The 20,933-nt window shown below is 39.2% G+C and carries 16 protein-coding genes and 1 tRNA gene; 15 read left to right on the forward strand and 2 right to left on the reverse strand.

The features are described from left to right. Positions 1–133 precede the first annotated feature (133 nt). From topA to HCN54_RS00930, 7 genes are all read left to right on the forward strand, one after another. The gene (topA, locus tag HCN54_RS00900) at positions 134–2,644 is read left to right on the forward strand and encodes a type I DNA topoisomerase (RefSeq protein WP_167596197.1); all 2,511 of its coding nucleotides are present in this window, start codon (positions 134–136) and stop codon (positions 2,642–2,644) included. Positions 2,645–2,647: 3 nt separating this feature from the next. After that, entirely contained in the window at positions 2,648–3,814 is a 1,167-nt protein-coding gene (locus HCN54_RS00905) for a formimidoylglutamase (RefSeq protein WP_167596198.1), read from the forward strand. 107 nt (positions 3,815–3,921) lie between these two features. Further along, complete coding sequence (gene gldK, locus HCN54_RS00910) at positions 3,922–5,295, forward strand: gliding motility lipoprotein GldK (RefSeq protein WP_167596199.1); 1,374 nt, start codon at positions 3,922–3,924, stop codon at positions 5,293–5,295. 64 nt (positions 5,296–5,359) lie between these two features. Continuing rightward, positions 5,360–5,998, forward strand: a complete 639-nt coding sequence (gldL, locus tag HCN54_RS00915; RefSeq protein ID WP_167596200.1) for a gliding motility protein GldL — start codon at positions 5,360–5,362, stop codon at positions 5,996–5,998. Between the two features lie 47 nt (positions 5,999–6,045). Then, complete coding sequence (gldM, locus tag HCN54_RS00920; protein WP_167596201.1) at positions 6,046–7,578, forward strand: gliding motility protein GldM; 1,533 nt, start codon at positions 6,046–6,048, stop codon at positions 7,576–7,578. A 12-nt stretch (positions 7,579–7,590) separates the two neighbouring features. Next, entirely contained in the window at positions 7,591–8,481 is an 891-nt protein-coding gene (gene gldN / locus HCN54_RS00925) for a gliding motility protein GldN (protein ID WP_084673177.1), read from the forward strand. A 67-nt stretch (positions 8,482–8,548) separates the two neighbouring features. After that, positions 8,549–9,604: an NAD(P)/FAD-dependent oxidoreductase gene (locus HCN54_RS00930; RefSeq protein WP_167596202.1), complete on the forward strand. Its 1,056-nt coding sequence runs from the start codon at positions 8,549–8,551 to the stop codon at positions 9,602–9,604. Here HCN54_RS00930 and HCN54_RS00935 read toward each other — a convergent pair. Further along, positions 9,579–9,995: a DUF983 domain-containing protein gene (locus HCN54_RS00935; protein ID WP_167596203.1), complete on the reverse strand. Its 417-nt coding sequence runs from the start codon at positions 9,993–9,995 to the stop codon at positions 9,579–9,581. The genes HCN54_RS00930 and HCN54_RS00935 overlap by 26 nt on opposite strands. A 119-nt stretch (positions 9,996–10,114) precedes the next feature. Here HCN54_RS00935 and HCN54_RS00940 point away from each other — a divergent pair, with 119 nt between their 5' ends. The 6 genes from HCN54_RS00940 to HCN54_RS00965 all read left to right on the forward strand — a co-directional run bounded on the left by HCN54_RS00940 (position 10,115) and on the right by HCN54_RS00965 (position 18,344). Beyond that, positions 10,115–12,028 (forward strand): ABC-F family ATP-binding cassette domain-containing protein, encoded by a 1,914-nt coding sequence (locus HCN54_RS00940; RefSeq protein WP_167596204.1) that lies wholly within the window; start codon positions 10,115–10,117, stop codon positions 12,026–12,028. A gap of 86 nt (positions 12,029–12,114) precedes the next feature. Continuing rightward, positions 12,115–13,245 carry an efflux RND transporter periplasmic adaptor subunit gene (locus tag HCN54_RS00945; protein WP_167596205.1) on the forward strand — a complete coding sequence of 377 codons (1,131 nt, stop codon included), beginning with the start codon at positions 12,115–12,117 and terminating at the stop codon, positions 13,243–13,245. A 4-nt stretch (positions 13,246–13,249) separates the two neighbouring features. Beyond that, on the forward strand, positions 13,250–16,447 hold the full coding sequence (locus HCN54_RS00950) for an efflux RND transporter permease subunit (protein ID WP_167596206.1): 3,198 nt from the start codon (positions 13,250–13,252) through the stop codon (positions 16,445–16,447). Then, positions 16,434–17,771: a TolC family protein gene (locus HCN54_RS00955; RefSeq protein WP_167596207.1), complete on the forward strand. Its 1,338-nt coding sequence runs from the start codon at positions 16,434–16,436 to the stop codon at positions 17,769–17,771. Before HCN54_RS00950 ends, HCN54_RS00955 begins: the two co-directional genes overlap by 14 nt. Position 17,772: 1 nt before the next feature. Next, positions 17,773–17,955 carry a CPXCG motif-containing cysteine-rich protein gene (locus HCN54_RS00960; RefSeq protein WP_167596208.1) on the forward strand — a complete coding sequence of 61 codons (183 nt, stop codon included), beginning with the start codon at positions 17,773–17,775 and terminating at the stop codon, positions 17,953–17,955. Between the two features lie 29 nt (positions 17,956–17,984). Further along, positions 17,985–18,344 carry an STAS/SEC14 domain-containing protein gene (locus tag HCN54_RS00965; RefSeq protein WP_167596209.1) on the forward strand — a complete coding sequence of 120 codons (360 nt, stop codon included), beginning with the start codon at positions 17,985–17,987 and terminating at the stop codon, positions 18,342–18,344. Here HCN54_RS00965 and HCN54_RS00970 read toward each other — a convergent pair. Next, on the reverse strand, positions 18,341–19,906 hold the full coding sequence (locus tag HCN54_RS00970) for a DUF748 domain-containing protein (protein ID WP_167596210.1): 1,566 nt from the start codon (positions 19,904–19,906) through the stop codon (positions 18,341–18,343). The genes HCN54_RS00965 and HCN54_RS00970 overlap by 4 nt on opposite strands. 128 nt (positions 19,907–20,034) lie before the next feature. Here HCN54_RS00970 and HCN54_RS00975 point away from each other — a divergent pair. Then, positions 20,035–20,107, forward strand: a tRNA-Met gene (locus HCN54_RS00975). Positions 20,108–20,374: 267 nt separating this feature from the next. After that, entirely contained in the window at positions 20,375–20,794 is a 420-nt protein-coding gene (locus tag HCN54_RS00980; protein ID WP_072985097.1) for an HYC_CC_PP family protein, read from the forward strand. Positions 20,795–20,933 lie beyond the last annotated feature (139 nt).

Below are 20,933 nucleotides of genomic sequence, written 5' to 3' on the forward strand. Positions count from 1 at the left end.
TATTTGTGGCTATAAACAGCGACAGGATACCGAATAATAAATTTTCTACTACTTTTGCCAATCTAAAGTCAGAAAAAATGTAGACTTGTGCAGTCTTTAGGATTTTAAATGACAAATTTTTGAAAAGAGCATTATGGCAAAAAATCTGGTAATTGTTGAGTCACCTGCAAAGGCAAAAACTATTGAGAAATTTTTAGGTAAGGATTTTAAGGTAGAGAGTAGTTTTGGGCATATTGCAGACTTGCCAACAAAAGAACTTGGGGTAGATGTAGATGGTGATTTTTCGCCAAAATATACGGTCAATAAAGACAAGAAAGCGGTTGTTAAAAAGCTGAAGGATCTAGCGAAAAAGGCAGAGACAGTTTGGCTAGCGAGTGATGAGGATCGGGAGGGAGAAGCGATCGCCTGGCATCTTGCCGAAGAATTAAAACTCGATAAAGATAAAACCAAACGTATTGTCTTTTCTGAAATTACCAAGAAGGCTATTTTACGAGCGATTGAAAATCCGCGGGATATAGATTATAATCTGGTAAATGCGCAACAAGCTAGACGTGTTTTAGATCGTTTTGTGGGGTATGAGATTTCTCCGGTTTTGTGGAGAAAAGTAAAAGGCGGACTCAGCGCCGGAAGGGTGCAATCTGTTTCTGTGCGGCTTATCGTAGAGCGTGAGCGCGAAATTCAAGCTTTTAATACCGAAGACTATTTTAGGGTTGACGCTGAATTTGCCAATGCAGATGGAAAAACCTTAAAAGCAAAACTTCCGAAGAATTTAGATACTAAAAAGGAAGCTGAAGAATTCTTAAAAGCGAATGCTGACGCCACATTTACGGTTGAAGCTTTAACAACAAAACCTGCTAAAAAGAATCCGGCGCCACCATTTACAACGTCAACACTTCAGCAGGAAGCATCAAGAAAGCTCTATTTTTCGGTAAGTAAAACGATGAATATGGCTCAGCGTCTTTATGAGGCGGGTCTTATTACATATATGAGAACTGATAGTGTGAATCTTTCTCAAGATGCAAAACAAGGAGCAGCAAATGAGATCGTTTCTGCTTACGGCGAGAAGTATCATAAAGAACGTAATTATAAAGGAAAGAGTAAAGGGGCTCAAGAAGCTCACGAAGCGATACGACCTACAGATTTTAGCAGACATACTGTAAATCTGGAGCGCGATCAGGCGCGTTTATATGAGTTGATCTGGAAGCGTGCAATTGCTTCGCAAATGAGCGAAGCTAAACTGGAGCGCACTAATGTTCAGATCGCATCGTCTAATCACCCTTCTAATTTTACTGCAAATGGTGAGGTTATCAAATTTGACGGATTCTTAAAAGTGTACCTTGAAGGAACCGACGATGAAGATCAAGAAGAAAGCGGAATCCTGCCTCCGTTGACAGAAGGCGAAGCGCTAAATAATCTTTGGATCACAGCAACAGAGCGTTTTACCCGAGCGCCTTACCGTTATACCGAAGCATCTTTGGTTAAAAAATTAGAAGAATTAGGTATCGGGCGACCTTCAACTTATGCGCCTACCATTACAACCATTCAGAACAGAAAATATATAGAGAAAGGTAATGTAGACGGTACCGAAAGAGAATACGACCTACTTACGCTTAAGAAAGGTAAGGTGAGCGCTAAAAAGCTTACTGAAAAGGTAGGTTCTGATAAAGGAAAACTCGTGCCAACAGATGTTGGGATGGTGGTGAATGACTTTTTAGTAAATCACTTTGAGAATATTTTAGACTACAATTTCACGGCAAAAGTTGAAGAAAACTTTGATGAGATCGCAGAAGGAAACGAGGAGTGGACTAAAATGATGAAAGACTTCTACAAAGATTTTCATCCGCAGGTAATGAATGTTGCCGAAAATGCAGAGCGTGAAGTTGGTGAGCGTGTTTTAGGAGAAGATCCTAAAACCGGAAAGCCGGTAAGTGTACGTTTAGGAAAGTACGGTGCAATGGTGCAAATAGGTTCGGTGGAAGATGAAGAGAAACCAAGGTTTGCTGGTCTCCTTCCTGATCAGCAATTAGAAAGCATCACATTTGAAGAAGCGATGGATCTGTTTAAGCTTCCGCGTGAATTGGGTGAGTTTGAAGGAGAGACGGTTGAGGTAAATAACGGGCGTTTTGGTCCGTATGTGAAATTTGGTAAAACCTATGTGTCGCTTCCAAAAGGAAAAGATCCTTTAGAGGTTGAGTACGATGAGGCTGTTGTTTATATTAAAGAGAAACAAAAAGCTGATGCGCCTATTTATCATTATGAAGATAAGCCGGTGCAAAAAGGTGTTGGGCGTTTTGGTCCGTACCTCAAATGGGATGGAATGTTTATCAATGTAAATAAGAAGTATGACTTTGATAACCTTTCTGATGAAGATATCGTTCAACTAATTGAAGATAAAAAGCAAAAGGAAAAAGATAAGATCATTCACGACTTCAAAGATGAAGGCATCCGTGTTGAAAAAGCCAGATGGGGGCGATCGAATATTATTAAAGGAAAAGTGAAGATCGAGCTTCCTAAAACGGTAGATGCTCAAAAGCTGACGCTTGAAGAAGTGAAGGATATTCTAGAAAAGCAAGGTCCTAAGCCAAAGAAAAAAGCGACTAAGAAAAAAACTACCCGAAAGAAATCAACTGCAAAAAAGAAGTAGTCTATGGCTTTTGAGAACCTTCTGCCTGTTTCAGATGCTGTGATAGCGCATTCCGCATTATTACATGAGCAAAGTTTATTTAATCAGATTCGCCTGCATACACGCCAAGATGGGTTGCCCAATCTTAGCGAACTTCAGATCGCCATAATAGGCGTTCGTGAAAATCGGGGCGCAGCAGACACTCAGGAAACCTTGATTGATTTTGCGCCTATACGCAAAGCGTTGTATCGATTGTTTCCGGGGAATTGGCATACGGTAATTGGAGATCTGGGAGATTTAGAAGCTGGCGATCAAATTTCAGATACATTTTATGCGCTTCAGGATATGGTCGCGCAGCTTGTTAAAAATAATGTGATTCCAGTTGTTATAGGAGGAAGTCAGGATTTAACGTATGCGCTGTATCGCGCTTTTGATAATCTGGATCAAATGGTTAACCTGGTGAATGTTGATGGTTGTTTTGATCTGGGTGACAGTAGTTTACCTATGACGCACAAATCTTTTGTAGGTAAAATAATCGTAGATCAGCCTTACAATTTGTTCAATTATTCCAACTTGGGGTATCAAACCTATTATAATAGTCAAGAGGAAATTGACTTGATGGAAAAACTGTATTTTGACTCGTTTAGGTTGGGAAATACGGTGTCTAATTTAAGTAGTGTTGAGCCTGTGATGCGAGACGCTGATGTGGTGAGCTTTGATCTTTCTTCTATTCAAGTTGAAGTTTTAGGAGGAATGCACCCTGAAAAGGTAAATGGTTTCAACGGAAGAGAAGCTTGTGCCATCACCAGGTATGCGGGACTTAGCGATCGTGTAAGTGTTTTTGGGATTTTTGAATATCTATTAGAAGGAAACACAGAGACCGCTTCGGCATTGGTTGCACAATTAATTTGGTATTTTATAGAAGGTGTAAATTACAGAATGACTGAATCGCTAACTGATAGGGATACAGATTTTCTGCATTACAATGTTCCGGTAGATGATGAGCTGTTGAGCTTTTATAAAAGTACCAAGTCAGAACGATGGTGGATAGAAATACCTTTCTTAGAAGGTGTTAATAATAAATTAAAGCGACATACGTTATTACCTTGCACGCAAGAAGATTATGAGAACGCCTGTAATCAGGAGATTCCCGAGCGATGGTATAAGGCAAAACGCAAGAACGAAATTTAATTAACAAAAATTTCTGGGTTTGAATGTTATTTTTATCAAAAAATTGCTTTTTAGCATTTTTATAGATAGGTTTACTGTCTCAAATCTAGATTTAACCTAATTTACTTATGAAGAAGTTTATTGCATTTATTGCGATGGTAAGCTTATTAGTGAGTTGTGGTCGCAATGACCGTGGCGAACTTGTGGGAGTAAAAGGCAAAAAATGGAATCCTGAAAAACCCTACGGAATGACGTTAGTCTCTGGTGGGGCTTTTATCATGGGTAAAAGTGATGATGATATCGCAGCCATCAAGAATGCCCCAACTAAAACTGTTACTGTTCGTTCATTCTACATGGACGAAACCGAAATCACCAATTCAGAATACCGTCAATTTGTAAGCTGGGTGCGAGACTCTGTTATTCGTGCTCGTTTAGCGATCGAAGCTGATCTTATGGGAGAAACCCCGGGGACCGGTGGGATAGGTGAATATGCGTTTCAGGATTATGATCCTGATAATATGACACCTTACGAGCAATATATGTATGATAACTACTATAGCTTAAGTGATGACTATAGTGACCGTAAGTTAAACTGGAATGTTGATCTCATCGAAGATCCTATGGATTACCCTGATGAGTATTACGTTTCCGTGATGGACACGATGTATATTCCTTTAGAAGAAGCGTATAACGGGCAGCGTACGGTAGACGTAGAAAAGCTTGTTTTTAAATACAAGTATCTTGATATGGAGGCTGCGGCCCGCCAAAAGAAAGGTTCTAGAAAAGATTTTATCATTACTGAAGAAACCAAAATTTATCCTGATACTACAGTTTGGATCAAAGATTTCGCTTACTCTTATAATGAGCCTATGCATAATGATTACTTCTGGCATAGTGCTTATGATGATTATCCTGTAGTTGGAGTTAGCTGGCAGCAAGCAAAAGCATTCTGTCAATGGCGAACAGATAATAAGAATTCATATAAGAAACAACGTGGTCAAGAACTTGTAAACCGTTTTAGACTTCCTAGTGAAGCAGAATGGGAATATGCCGCGCGTGGTGGTTTAGAAGGAGCGACTTACCCTTGGGGTGGTCCTTACACTAAGAACGATCGTGGCTGTTTTATGGCAAACTTTAAGCCCTTGCGTGGTGATTATGCAGCTGACCAAGCATTGTACACGGTAGAGGCAGATTCTTATGAGCCTAATGATTACGATTTGTATAATATGGCAGGAAATGTTTCGGAGTGGGTAGGATCATCATACGATCCTAATGCATACGAGTACATTTCTACAATGAACCCTAATGTAAACGATACTAAAAATGAGCGCAAAGTGGTGCGCGGCGGCTCTTGGAAAGATGTTGCTTACTTAATTCAAGTAAGTACACGTGACTATGAATATGCAGATTCTGCACGTAGTTACATCGGCTTTAGAACCGTTCAAGACTATCTTGGAGTAGATCAAGAAGTCAATATGAGAAAAGGCCCGTCTCGACGCTAACCTCTAATATATTTCCCCAAAATATATCTTAACCTAATTTCACAAAAACAAAAAATCTATTAAAATGGCAAAAAAAGGAAAACTTTCAGTGACTAATATGATTTACGGTCTTGGAGCGGCAGTGGTAATTGTAGGAGCACTATTTAAAATTCAGCACTGGCCCGGAGGATCTGAGATCTTAACACTAGGGATGGTTGTTGAAGCTTTGGTATTTGGCTATTCAGCTTTTGAAAGACCAGCCCAAGAATTAGACTGGTCGTTAGTTTACCCTGAACTTGCCGGAGACGCTCCAGCGGTTAAAAAAGCTAAACTTGTTGAAGAGCCAACAGAAGCTAAAGGTTTACTTTCAGAAAAACTAGATGCGATGCTTAAAGATGCACGTATTGATTCTGAATTGATGACCAGCTTGAGCACAAGTATTAGAAGCTTTGAAGGAGCAGCTAAAGGGATGGCTCCTACTGCTGAAGCGATGAACTCTACAAAAAAATACAGCCAAGAAATGTCACTTGCTGCTGCGCAATTAGAATCTTTAAACAGCTTGTACAAAGTACAGGTTGAAGCTGCAGGTCGTCAGGCAGAAATTAATAATGAGGTTGCTAACAACGCCGGAAGACTTAAAGAACAAATGGAAAGTCTAGCGACTAACCTTTCTTCTCTTAATGGCGTTTATGGTGGAATGCTTTCTGCAATGAATAAGCGCTAAGCTGAATTCTTGAAACTAATTTAATAATTCAGTAGAAAAACCACACTATGGCAGGAGGAGGACAGTCGCCAAGACAGAAAATGATCAATCTTATGTATCTCGTTTTTATTGCGATGATCGCGATGAACGTAGATAAAGAGATCTTAAATGCGTTTAAAATATTTGACGTCAAATTCACTAGTTCAAATGCGCGTTTAGAACAAGACAATCAACTGGCAATGGCTGGTTTAGAAGAAAAAGCTACCGAGCAACCGGCTAAGTATCAACCGTTGCTAGGAAAAGCGAAAGAGGTTAAAGAAATATCAGATGAATTCTTTAACTACTTAGGAAGCATAAAGGACACGCTTACAGACGGTATCGATACCAGTAGCTATGCGAACTTAGATAAAACCGCTGTTCTTGATGAACTATGGTTTACCGGAGATCGTTATACAAAACAAGGTGATGCGTTCTTAGCTAAAATCGAGAACTATAAGTCAGAAATGAAAACTGCTTTGGGTCCGGAGTTTAGCGAAGTGAATGCTATTATCGAACGCACATTTGCAGTGGAGCCGCAAACTAACAAAGACGGCAAAAAGATTGATTGGTTGCGCTATAACTTTTTAGGATATCCATTAGCGGCATCAATCACGCGTTTTACTCAGATGCAGAATGATGTACGTACCGCAGAATCTGAAGTGTATTCTTCGCTTTTACAAGGACAGCTTAGTAAAGACGTTTCGTTAAGTAACTATCAAGCTATCGTAATTCCTGAAAAAACCGCTTTTTTCTCTGGTGAGAATTTTAAAGGAAAAGTCGTTTTAGGACGTTTTGATAACTCTTTAAACTTTGATAAAGTTGTAATTAACGGAAATGAGGTAGACAATTTACAAGCAGGTCAAGTTGTTTTAGATTTTCCTGCAGGAAACGTTGGAACACGTAAAATTTCAGGAGAACTTGTATATACCGAAGAAGGTGAGCCAAAATCAATTCCGATTAACAGTGAATACGCGGTAATAAACAAGCCTAATTCAGCTACGATTTCTGCTGATAAAATGAATGTAGTTTATCGCGGGGTTGCAAACCCAATGACTATTAGTTTTGCTGGTGTTGCTGATAATAATGTTAGTGCTAGTGCTCCCGGACTTTCAAAAGGTTCTGGTAGTAGCTATGTGATGAATCCTGGACAAGGTCGTGAAGTAACCATTAGCGTTTCTGGGACATTGGCTGACGGCACTAAAGTAAGTGACTCCAAACAATTCCGTATTAAAGATATTCCAAGTCCTATTGGTGCCGTGCGCGGGGAAGATGGGATACTAAAGATGCAACGTAATTCGTTAGAGATATCTGAGGTAAGTGCAAAACTACCTGACTTTGATTTTGAATTGAATCTAAGAGTAACCGGTTTCAAGTTTAACGTTCCGGGACAGCCTACCGTGCAAGTGAGCGGTAACAAACTAGATTCGCGCGCAAAAGATGTATTACGTAGAGCGCAACGAGGATCTACCGTTCAGATATTTGATATTGATGCTCAAATTGCAGGAAACAGCAGTTACAGACTTAAGAAAGTTTCACCTGTACTGATTGAGCTTACTAATTAAAAAAGAGATTGTATGAAAAGCCAGATGCAAGCTTTTAGCATATTATGTTTGATGATTTTAGGAGGTGCTGCTTCGGCACAAACTAATATTCTCAATGCTAAAATGCCTGGTGAAATGTTTGAGAAAACAGAAAGCCAGATTCAGCTAGATAATGATAAACCTTTGCCTTATGGCTATGTTGATAGCCGTGATGTTTTATGGGGTAAGAATACTTGGGAAATCGTTGATCTTGATGAGCGTGTAAACTTCCCATTGTATTATCCGGTAGATACCAATAATATTGGTTCTGATAGAAGATCATTATATGATGTTCTTGTCAAAAATGTAAAGGAAGGAAAGCTTGATATCTATGCAGATTCATACTTTAATCAAAAAATCGAATTGAATGATATTGCTGCAGCAATGTCGCGTGTAGATACTACAGATCTTGGGATCGAGCAAATCAATGCCGGTTATGAAGTTGATGAGCAATACATTGATCGCAGAGATATTTCAGCAGCTGATATTGAGCAGTACTGGATTCGTGGGTATTGGTATTTTGACAAGCGTCAAGGGGAGTTAAAGTATCGTTTAATTGGGTTGGCTCCTGTGGCACCTGATGTGAACTTTATCGATGATGAAGATCCTGTAATGGTACCATTATTTTGGGTTTGGTATCCTACTGCTCGTGAAGTTTTACACGAAGCTAAGGTATTCAATCCGCAAAACTCTGCACAGCCTATTTCATTTGATCACATCTTGAACTCACGACGTTTTAATGGTGTAATCTATCAAGTAGATAACATTCAAGGAGACAGACAGGTTAAAGAGTATATCGCAGATAATGCGATGATGCAATTGTTAGAATCGCAACGTATCAAAGAGCAAATAAGAAATTTTGAAATCGATATGTGGAATTATTAATTTCACATTCGAGATAAAATAAAAACGCCTTTTTTAAAGGCGTTTTTTTATACCCTATTTTTACCAGATGAAGCAAGTTGATTACATCATTGTAGGTTTCGGTCTCGCCGGGATGGCTTTTGCTGATCTCTTAGAACGCAAGGGGCACACTTTTACTATTATAGATAAGCAAACCGAAGCTGCAAGTCGGGTTGCTGCCGGTTTGATCAATCCGGTGATTCTAAAACGCTATACGATGCCGTGGCAGGGCGAAATGCAATTTGATTTAGCGAATACCTTTTTTAATGATTTGGCTTCCCGATTACAGGTTGAAGCAGTAAAGCGACTCCAGGTGTATAAATTGTTTTCTTCGGTTGAGGATCAGAACAATTGGTTTGAAGCTTCAGATAAACCTATTTTATCACGATTTCTCAATTCACATTTAAAAAGTGATGTTGCGCCTCAAGTGGAGGCAAAGTTGCACTGTGGTGAAGTACGTGAAACCCTGAAGATTGATATTCCGAAGTTATTAGATGTGTATAAAGCATATTTGGAAACCATAGGAGCTTATGTTCAAGAGAATTTTGAGTACGAAGCATTACAATTGCTAGGGGAGCATCAAGTGCAGTATAAAGAGATTTTGGCTAAGAAAGTCATTTTCGCCGAAGGCTACGGAATTCATAAAAATCCTTTTTTTAACAAGCTTCCGTTAGTGGGGAATAAGGGAGAATATATAGATATTCACGCGCCGGGTTTAAAACTCACTCAAGCTGTGAAAGCTTCATTTTTTATAATTCCATTAAGCAATGATATGTATAAAGTAGGCGCGACTTTCAATTGGAAGGATAAAGATTCGATACCCACAGAAGAGGCGCGAAAGGAACTTATTGAGAAATTAAATAAGGTGCTCAAATGTGAATTTGAGGTCGTAGCACAACATGCTGCTGTGAGACCAACGACCGGTGATCGCAGGCCGCTTTTGGGCGTGCATCCACAGTATAAACAACTCGTGCTTCTTAATGGTTTAGGAACTCGCGGAACAATGATGGCACCTTACCTTGCGCAGCAACTTTATGCGCATCTTGAATTGGGTGAGGCGCTAGATGAAGAACTATCAATTATGCGTTTTCCGAAGAAGTTCTAGGTGCTTTATTTGTTTTTTCCGGATCGTAATCAAAGAAAAAATTAATCCAGATATTTCGACTTAGACGCATAATAATAGGTGCAAAAATAAATAGCGTGCCTATGATGGCGAAAAAAGCGGTTACTAAGCCTGTGCCTATAAAAAAATAAGAAATAACAAATGCGGCCACCGCAAAAGCAATACCCACGGCGTAACTCACATACATAGCGCCGTAAAAAAATGAAGGTTCAATTTTATACTTTGTGTGACAATGCGAGCAGCGCTCGTGCATCTTTAAGGTAGAAGATAACTTATACGGATTGCTTTTTACATACATACTTTCCTGTTGGCAAACCGGGCAGCTGCCTGTAAAAATGCTATAGAGCGGATTTCCTTTGAAGATATTTTTCATACGGTAAAAATACGCACTTTCAAAGATTCTATACGTAACACGAGTTACCAAAACCGATTTTATTTAATGCTTTAAAGTCTCTTATTTAATGATAACTTTGCGCCTTAAAATTATGCAAGATGCTTAACATACATAACCTTTCTGTTTCATTTCAGGGAGAATATTTATTTGAAGAAGTAACCTTTAGATTAGGAGAGGGAGACCGCGTAGGACTCGTGGGTAAAAATGGTGCAGGAAAGTCAACAATGTTACGCATTATTTCTCGAGAACAAGAATATGACACGGGCCAGATCGCTACAGATAAAGATATTCAGATCGGGTTTTTAAAGCAGGATATAGATTTTGTAGAAGGTAGAACGGTGCTTGAAGAATCATATCAAGCATTTGAACTGATCAAAACTTTAGAAAAACGACTCGAAGAAATTAACACGCAACTTGCAGAGCGTACCGATTACGAAAGTGAATTTTATCACGACCTGATGGTTGAGCTTAATGAAGTACAGCAGCAATACGAGATTCACGGCGGGTATAATTATCAGGGGGAGACTGAGCGTATTTTGATGGGGCTTGGTTTTAATCGCGAAGATTTTAACCGAATCACCGATACCTTTTCCGGGGGATGGCGTATGCGTATTGAACTCGCAAAGTTGCTGCTTCAAAACAATGATGTGTTACTTCTTGATGAGCCAACTAACCACTTAGATATAGAGTCTATAATTTGGCTTGAAGGTTTTTTACGAAACTATGCCGGGGCAGTGGTGATCGTATCGCATGATAGAATGTTCTTAGATAATGTGACTAATCGTACAATAGAAATTTCTCTAGGTAAAATTTACGATTACCCAAAACCGTATTCTGAATATTTGGTTTTGCGTAAGGAGATGCGCGAGCAGCAAATGGCAGCGCAGAAGAATCAGCAAAAAGAAATTGAGCAGACCGAAAAACTCATCGAGAAGTTTAGAGCAAAAGCTTCAAAAGCAACGATGGCACAGTCACTGATCAAAAAGCTCAATCGCATGGATGTGATTGAGGTTGATGAAGATGATAACAGTGTGATGACGCTCAATTTTCCGGTTTCTGTGGTTCCCGGAAAAGTTGTGATCGAAGCAGACGGAGTTAAGAAAAGTTACGGTGAGAAAAAAGTACTTGATGGCATAGATCTTCTTGTAGAGCGTGATAGTAAAACCGCTTTTGTGGGGCAAAATGGTCAAGGAAAATCTACACTCGCTAAAATTATTGTTGACGAAATCACTCACGAAGGGACGCTAAAACTGGGTCATAATGTGCAGATAGGATATTTTGCTCAGAATCAAGCAGACCATCTTGACGGAAGCAAAACCGTGCTCGACACGATGATCGATGCGGCTAATGAAAAAAACCGAAGCAAAGTGCGCGATATTTTGGGTTCGTTCTTATTTAGAGGGGACGAGGTTGAAAAATATGTACGCGTGTTGTCGGGGGGAGAGCGCAATAGATTAGCGCTAGCAAAACTTATGCTTCAGCCTTTTAATGTGCTGGTGATGGATGAGCCTACCAACCACTTAGATATAAAATCTAAAAATGTACTGAAGGAGGCTTTAAAACGTTTTGAAGGTACCTTGCTCATTGTGTCGCATGACCGTGATTTTCTTCAAGGTCTAACAAACACGGTATACGAATTTAGAAATCACAAGATCAAAGAATACCTAGGGGATATTGATTATTATCTTGAAAAAAGAGCTGTTGAAAACCTTAGGGATTTAGAGAAAAAAGATCCGAAAGCAAAGGTTAAGGCAGAAACCACTGTTACCAAAGATTCCTATAAAGATCAAAAGAAAATCAAGTCGCTAAGTAATCAATTGAGCAATATAGAATCTGAAGTGAATAAGCTGGAGCGCCAGATGAAAACTATGGATGATGAGCTTGCTGCAGATTACGAGAAAACGAGTTCAAACCCTGACTTTTTTGATAAATATCAAGCCAAAAAGAAAAAGGTAGAGCAGCTTATGGAAAAGTGGGAAAGCGTATCAATAGAATTGGAATCCTATAGCTAAAATTGCTTTTTATGCTTTTTTTAACTATTCGACTCGATTAGTCGGGTATTTTTGCGAATAGTTAATTTTTTCATAAAAGGATATAAATGCTTCAAGCTGTACGCGCTATCGTTGCTATTCTCATATTGGGCATAGCAGTCATCATAGGTTATTTTATCGCAACGCGCGATAAAGAAATGCCTACCGAAATCGTTAAAGAGGTTAAAACGGTTTTTGTAAAGGAAGTTCAAAACCGCACGGTACCCATAGTCATTCCGGCAAATGGTAATCTCACAGCCAAAAATAGACTTGAGCTTTATGCAGAAGTTCAAGGTGTTTTTAGATCTAGCGCTCACGATTTTAAACCCGGGCAGCAGTATAGCAGAGGGCAAACTTTACTCAACTTAGATGCTTCAGAATATTACGCTTCGGTGCAGGCGGCTAAAAGCGAATTATTCAATTTGATCACTTCCATAATGCCGGATTTGCGGTTAGATTATCCGGATTATTATGAGAAGTGGCAGCGTTATCTTGATGGTTTTGATATCAACACAAGTACGCCGGAACTTCCGGAAACCGCTTCTGAGAAAGAACGTTATTTCATAACGGGCCGCGGTATCTTTTCCTCTTACTATAACGTGAAAAACTTGGAGCAACGCTTGGGTAAATATCGCATCGTAGCACCCTTCTCGGGAATCTTAACGGAGGCCTTGGTCAATAAGGGAACTTTAGTGCGCTCAGGTCAAAAGCTAGGAGAGTTTATAGATACTTCGGTGTATGAACTTGAGGTTGCTGTAAGTAAGCGCTTTAGTGATTTACTCGAAATAGGAGAAGAAGTGCGTCTTTCTGACCGAAATGACATCGAAAATTTTATGGGTAAAGTTGTGCGCATCAATGGTAGGGTAGATCAGGCTACACAAACTATAAGAGTTTTCATCGAAGTCAAAGGTTCAGAAAAGCTTAAAGAAGGTATGTATCTTCAGGCTAATCTTGAAGCAAGAGATGAACCTGATGCGATAAGTATTCCGCGTCAATTGCTGGTTGATAACTCGCAGATCTATGTAGTGAAAGATAGTGTGCTGGATCTGGTAGAGATAAATCCGGTGTATTTTTCAGATAAAGAAGCCGTGATTAGTGGTCTTCCTGACGGAACAAAATACCTTTCTAAATCGGTTCCCGGTGCTTATGCAGGAATGCGGGTTAAGATTTTTGAAGATCAAGCAACACCATCAGAGTAGGCTTATGAAAAAAATTATAAGCTATTTTATAAAATACAGTGTTGCCGTAAATGTGGTGATACTCGCATTTGTGATTTTTGGAATCATCGGTATACTACGTATGCGTTCCTCTTTCTTTCCGCTTATCGATTCACAGATCATTACGATCAGTGTAGCGTATCCGGGCGCTGCGCCTCAGGAAATTGAAGAAGGAGTCATTCTGAAAATCGAAGATAACCTTAAAGGACTTGTTGGGATAGATCGTGTAACCTCTACTTCTCGTGAAAATGGAGGGAGCGTCACGATCGAAATTGAACAGGGCGAGGACATCAATGTTATTCTTGCTGAAGTGAAAAATGCCGTAGATCGTGTTCCTAGTTTCCCTACAGGAATGGAGCCTTTGGTAGTCGCCAAACAAGAAGCCATACGGGAAACCATTAGTTTTGCGGTAAGTGGAGCTACGCTAGATTTAGCTACGCTGAAGCAAATTGCTCGATCTATTGAGTACGATTTACGGGCGATGGATGGAATTTCTCAAATTGAGATCACCGGTTTCCCTGAAGAAGAAATTGAGATCGCCGTTAGTGAGAATGACTTATTAGCTTACGGTCTAACTTTTCAAGAAGTGGCTCAGGCGGTTTCTAGAGCCAACATCCTGACTACAGGAGGAAATATAAAAACCGAAACGGAAGATTATCTTATTCGCGCGAATAATCGTGCGTATTATGGTAAAGAGCTTACCAATCTTATCGTTCGCGCAGATGCTGATGGCTCTCTTGTGCGTCTAAGCGATGTAGCTATTATTAGAGATCGTTTTTCAGAAACACCTAATGCTTCTTATTTCAATGGGAATTTGGCTGTAAACGTTGAGATCAGCAATACGAATAATGAAGATTTACTTCCCACAGCTGCGAAAGTCAAAGAATATATAGAAGATTTTAATGCGCGTTATGAAGCGGTACAGCTTGATATTACTTCAGATTCTTCGGTGCGTTTAGAGCAGCGTACCAAATTATTGGTGGTTAATGGAGCCGAAGGAATTTTGCTGGTACTGCTGTTTTTATCCTTTTTTCTTAATACGCGTCTAGCATTTTGGGTAGCTGCCGGTATTCCGGTAGCGTTTTTAGGAATGTTCATTTTTGCAGGAGGATTCGGAGTTACCATAAATGTGCTTTCCTTATTTGGGATGATTATCGTGATCGGGATTTTAGTAGATGATGGGATCGTGATTTCCGAGAATATCTATCAGCATTACGAGATGGGTAAAACACCTATTCGTGCTGCGATTGATGGTACTTTAGAGGTGATTCCGCCTATTATCTCAGCGATCATTACTACAGTGTTGGCGTTTTCAACATTTTTATTTTTAGATAGTAGAATAGGTGAATTTTTCGGCGAAGTTTCCACGGTGGTTATTCTTACATTGGTCGTTTCGCTAGTCGAGGCTTTGATTATTTTACCGGCGCATATTGCGCACAGTAAAGCCTTAGTTCACGAGTCTGAAATTGATATCGCATCAAAAAAAGGCATTGACAAGTTTTTGTATAAGCTGCGTTTCTTCAATGAAAAAGGAGATCAGTTTATGAGCTATATGCGTGATAAGCTCTATGCGCCTACATTGATGTACGTGCTGAAAAATCAACTGCTTGCGTTCTGTATTCTTTTAGCAATGCTGGTACTGACCATAAGTTCAATAATGGGTAGTGTGGTAGGAGTGACGCTATTTCCTAGTGTGGCGAGTGACACAGTTAGGATCGAATTACTTATGCCCGAAGGAACCAATCCAGAGCGCACAGACAGTATTATCACGATGGTTGAGAACGCTGCTTGGAGGGTAAATGAAGATTTTACCGCTAGACAAACAGATCAAATGCAAGTGGTAGAAAATATCATAAAGCGCGTAGGTCCCGGAAATAATAAAGCTTCTTTACGTATCAATTTGCTTCCCGGTGAATACAGAGATTTTGCATCACCAGATATTACTAATGCGATTCGGGATGAAGTAGGGCCTGTTTTTGGTGTAGAGCGGCTAACCTTTGGTTCTGGTGGAAATTTTGGAGGAAGTCCTATTTCGGTTTCTTTGTTAGGCAATAATACGGAAGAACTTGAAGCTGCAAAAGAAGAATTGCGAGCGCAGTTAGAGGATAATATTTTACTTAGGGACGTAGTAGATACAGATCCTGAGGGAATTAAAGAAATCCAAATTCAACTGAAAGAGACTGCTTATGCACTTGGGCTTAATCTAAACAGTGTGATGGGGCAGGTGCGTAGTGGATTTTTTGGAACGCAAGCACAGCGTTTTCAGCGTGGTCAAGATGAGATACGGGTTTGGGTGCGTTATGATCGCAGTGATCGTAGCAGCCTAAATGATCTAGATGATATGCGTATTGTGACTCCAACGGGAGATCGCATCCCATTGCGTGAGATCGCGACATACACCATATCAAGAGGCGATGAGTCTATTAGCCATTTAGAAGGACAGCGTGAAATTCAAGTCAATGCAGATATGGCTGATCCTAACGGAAGTGTAACAGATATTATGGCTGATATTCAGCAAAATGTAATGCCTGAGATACTCTCAAAATATCCTACGATTTCGGTTTCTTATGAAGGTCAAAATCGCGAAGCAGAAAAATTGAGTAATTCGGCTAATAAGGTGGTTTGGGTGATTCTATTCTTGATTTATGCAACCATTGCGTTTACCTTCCGCAGTTATAGTCAGCCGTTCTTATTGCTTTTTATGATTCCGTTCAGTATCATAGGAGTTGCTTGGGGACATTACTTTCACGATTTTCCTATCAATGTGCTTTCAGCATTAGGGATTATCGCTTTGATCGGGATTATGGTTAACGATGGTCTCGTGCTCATAGGTAAATTAAACGGTTCGCTTAAAGCGGGAGTCAAATTCGAAGAAGCCTTGTTAGATGCCGGTAAATCACGTTTTAGAGCTATTTTCTTGACGAGTATTACCACTATTGCAGGTTTGGCGCCGCTGCTTTTAGAAAGGAGTAGACAAGCCCAATTTTTAAAGCCTATGGCAATCTCTATTTCCTACGGAATAGGAGTAGCGACAATTCTAACATTACTTATGCTGCCGTTATTGCTTTCTATCTCAAATACGATCAAAACTAAAGCAGCTTGGATACGCACCGGAAAAGAACCAAGCAGAGAAGAAGTAGAACGAGCTATAAAAGAATTAAAAGAGCAAGATGAAGCGCACTAGATTACAATTTACATTGCTTTCCTTGTTATTCGTTTTACAGGGAGTTGTTGGAGTAGCTCAAGAGCAAGTATTGTCTAAAGCAGAAGCAATAGCACAGACTTTAGAAAATAACTATAACATTGCGGTTGCCGGTAATTCGGTATTAATCGCTGAGAATAATGCAGATCTTCTGAATTCAAATTATCTACCTACGGTTTTTGGACTGGCGGGAACTAACTATAGCGTGCAGGATCAAAGTACAGATAGAGATGATGGTGGTTCTTTTGACCTAAATAATGCAAAGTCAGAAACGTATAATGCTTCGGTGAATTTGGAGTATACCTTGTTTGACGGTTTAGGGCGTTTGTATAATTACAGAAGTTTAAAGGAGACTTATAACCTCTCTAAGCTTGAGGCTAGAGAAACCATTGAAAATACGGTGTTGCAGTTGTTTTCTGTGTACTATGAAGTAGCCCGATTGACTAAAAATGTTGAGATTTTAGAGCAGACTCTAGAGATCTCTCGTAATCGTGTGAAGCGGGCGGGTTATCAATTTGATTATGGCCAGAACACGAAGCTTGAGGTGCTGAATGCTGAGGTAGATGTGACTAATGATAGCATCAACCTAATGAATACACGACAGCTCTTACAAAACACTAAACGAGATCTAAATGTGGTTCTTGCCCGGGACCTTAAGGAAGGTTTTGCGGTAGATACTAATGTGGTGTTTATTCCTAAAATTCAGTTAGAATCGTATATCGATATGGCTGAAGAGAACAATGTGCGCATTCTTCAAAGTGAATCTGCAATAACCTTAAGTGAATATGATATTCAATCTTCTAAAGCGCGCTTTTTACCAACGGTAGGTTTGAGCGGTTCTTATGGCTGGAATCAATCTATCTCTCCTGCTTCGGCATTTTTTGGAGGAAGTACACGTCAAAATACAGGCTGGCAAGGTGGGTTAAGCTTACGATGGAATCTTTTTGACGGTGGTACAAGTATCACGCAGTTTAAGAATGCTAAAATTGCTAAAAACAATCAGGAATTACTTAAGCAGCAAATCAAACTAGAAGTGGCACGTGATGTTGCTAATGCATTGGGAAATTACGAAAACCTAGTGGAAGTGTTTGAGATTCAAGAACAGAATGTAATTACCAATAAAAATAATTTTGAGCGGTCTAAGGAGCGTTTCAATCTTGGACAGATTACTTCGATCGAATTTAGGCAGGCACAGATTAATTTGATCAACGCACAAACCAATAAAAATTTAGCTAAATATGAAGCTAAATTTGCCGAACTTCAGCTACTACAACAGATTGGGCAATTGCTCAATATTGAATTTTAAAATGGAAGAACATTTTTTTCAGTGTCCGTATTGTTGGGAAGAAATATCGATGTTATTAGATACTTCAGTACGGCGTCAAGTGTATGTAGAGGATTGCGAAGTGTGTTGTAATCCTATCGAACTTACAGTAGATTATGAAGAAGGCGTCTTGATGACTTTTGAGGCAGCAAGCATTGAACAATAAATTTCTATATTTGTTTAAAACCCCTCTCTGTGTTATTTGATTTCAGTCTTTCTGATAATTCTATTGGTTACATCGTAGAAGGTACGATGGATTATAAGGCCGTTCAAGAACTTAAAGGAGCAATCCTTGATAAGTTTAAAAAGCACGACAGCATCAACCTGTATTTAGAAGATAACAATATTGAGCGTTTCAGTCTCGACGCGGTTTTTATTGCAGGAATTTTCCCGATGCAACACAAAAATCAATTGAATAAAGTAGCCATGGTAACCAATCGAAAATGGATTCACGCTATTGCGAATTTCAATAAAGCGGTCATAGGTAAAGATCTGCGCAACTTTACCATCGATCGCCGTATGGAAGCTATGAATTGGATAGCGAGTCAGGATTAGTCTAGCGCGGTAACGGTTTTAAGCATCCCTTCCTTTAAATTGAGCCATAAATAATTAAAGAATGATTTGTTCTGATCTCTATTTACGTCGCCAGAACCTTCTTTAAAGCCTCCTTCTTCATTTTTACTGGTCTTGGCAATAAAGATATTAGCAAGTGTTGAAACCAGCCATTTCTTGCGTTTCTTTTCCTTGTTTAAGATGCTAACTTTAAAATCATCGTAGGTCATTTGCATATCAATATGCGAACTATAATCTGTGCCATAAATGGTAAAATACGTGCGTGCAACATTTCCTGTCATTTCTACGCCTAGATTAGGGCCGGTAAAAGCTTCAAGTTCGTTTGCCGGTAGATGAGACAAGGTGCCTATCAATTTGAATTTATCTTGAGGATCGTTGATGTCAAAATCCCAGTCGATAGTGATGGGAGCGTGCTGCATAAAGCGCGCATCAATAGCGATAGCGGTCTTTTTTTCGCCCGAATTGTATGTGTTACCTACATTGGTCAATGTCGCATTAAGTTGATCAAACTGAAGTTGGCCTGCTTCGGCTTCGTTATTAACACGTTCAGTATATAAGATCGCACCGTTTTGAATTTTAATCGTGTCAATCATCAAATCAAATTGCAACTCCCGAAGCATTTTAGAATACAAGGGTTTGGTGGTGTAATCATCAGCCACACGTTTGTCGCGGTAAATATTTAAAGCCGGAGTGTCAAGGGTTAATTTTGGGCTGTTAAAAAAGAATTTACCCTCGTTCTGACCGTATTTTAAATCCTTAAAATGAAGCCTTTTTATTTGAAAATTGACGTGATCTCTTTCTTTATCTATGAGCTCGCTCAGCCTACTGCGGGAGACCTCTGTGAGTAATTGTGTTTCCAGTAATTCTAAGGCGGTGCCATTCCATTCCAGATGACCAATCTTTAATGCATCAAAGGCATTTATTTTAAAGTAAAGTGAGTCGGTCTTGATCAAGACATCTTCATATTCAAATGGCCGAAGAATACGCTGGGATTGAGCCGGAGTCACGTTTTTTAAACTGAAATCAAAATGTGCCGTACGCAAGGCTACTTCTGCAGATTCAGGTTTTAAGATCTGTATATAATCTGCGGTAAGCTGAAAATCTTTGATTTTAAATTTTCGATCTAATTTTTCAGCAGCAATAGGGTTGTTAAGGCTGTCATTGTCTTTAGACTTCTTTTGTTCCTTCTTTTTGGGTTGTCTGTAGTGTGTAAGAGTGTCGGCGTGAATCTTGACCTCGTTAAAGTAAATGTCTTTGCTTTTAAAGTATGTCCAATGATTAAAACCGGTAAGTTTTACGGTGGCATTCTTTACTTCGCTTTTAGGTACAGTATCCGTAATATTTATACGCACCGTGGCGTTGCTCAAACTGGCATTTCCTTGCCAGCTGTCTATTTCTAAATCTTTATATTCTAAAGAAAGCGATTGCGGTAATTCATTTTCAATTATTCCTTTTAATTGATTTTCTAGATACGTGTTGAGGTAAATTGCAGCCGCTCCCAGCAGTACAATTAAAATTAAAAGGCCAATTAAAAATTTTTTCATCTTGATAAAGATATCTAATAGTCAGCCTACTAAATGTTATTGAAACGATAATATTACAGGAGTGAAAAAAAACTTTTCAAAACCCCTTGTGAGAACAAAAAAAGGGTTGTATATTTGCCGTCCAATATCGCGGGATAGAGCAGTAGGTAGCTCGTCGGGCTCATAACCCGAAGGTCACTGGTTCGAGTCCAGTTCCCGCTACTAAGCAGAGTAAGGCTTTCGAGAAATCGGAAGCCTATTTTTATGCATTGGGTACAACATAGGTACAACATTTTACAGTTTTCCAGTCCCTAATTCATAATGATACTATACGGTATCAAATGAATATAAAGAACATTTTTTATGCCTTATTTCCATAGCATTTATAGCTTCTAATAAAGAATAAAAGCGTTTTCTTGCCCTACATTAGCAAAACAAATAAATGTTAATCTTAATAATAATTGTTAAATTTTTGTAATTTTGCAATAAATGAAACAAACTATCCACAAATCAATGGCAATGGTAATGGCTGTTGTGGTTCTACTGACCACAATGTCATTTACTGTGGATATGCACTATTGTGGGGATACGTTAGTAGATTTTTCATTCATCCAAGATGTTCAGACTTGCGGAATGGAAAAAGCTGAACCTGCTAAGAGTTGTTCTAACTCAATGATTTCTAAAAAATCTTGTTGCTCAGATGAACAATTAATTATTGAAGGTCAGGACGATTTAAAACAGGATTTTATACAACTTACGTTTGAGCAACAAATATTCGTTGCCTCTTTTGCTTACTCATATATTAGTCTCTTTGAAAGAACTGAATCTAAAGAGATTTCTTTCTCAGATCACTCGTCCCCATTCATTAGGCGGGACTTGCAGGTATTGCACCAGACATTCTTAATTTGATTTATTAAACAGCACCAGTAGCAGTCTAATTGCAACTGGAAAAGCCCAGCGATACATTCGTTTTGGGCCCGTTTTGTTGTTTCTCATTTGTACTGTGAGCAAACCAAAGCATATTTCTATAACTGTTTAATAATCATAT

The sequence above is a fragment of the Leeuwenhoekiella sp. ZYFB001 genome, from assembly GCF_011784865.1.
GTDB classification, from domain to species: Bacteria; Bacteroidota; Bacteroidia; order Flavobacteriales; family Flavobacteriaceae; genus Leeuwenhoekiella; species Leeuwenhoekiella palythoae.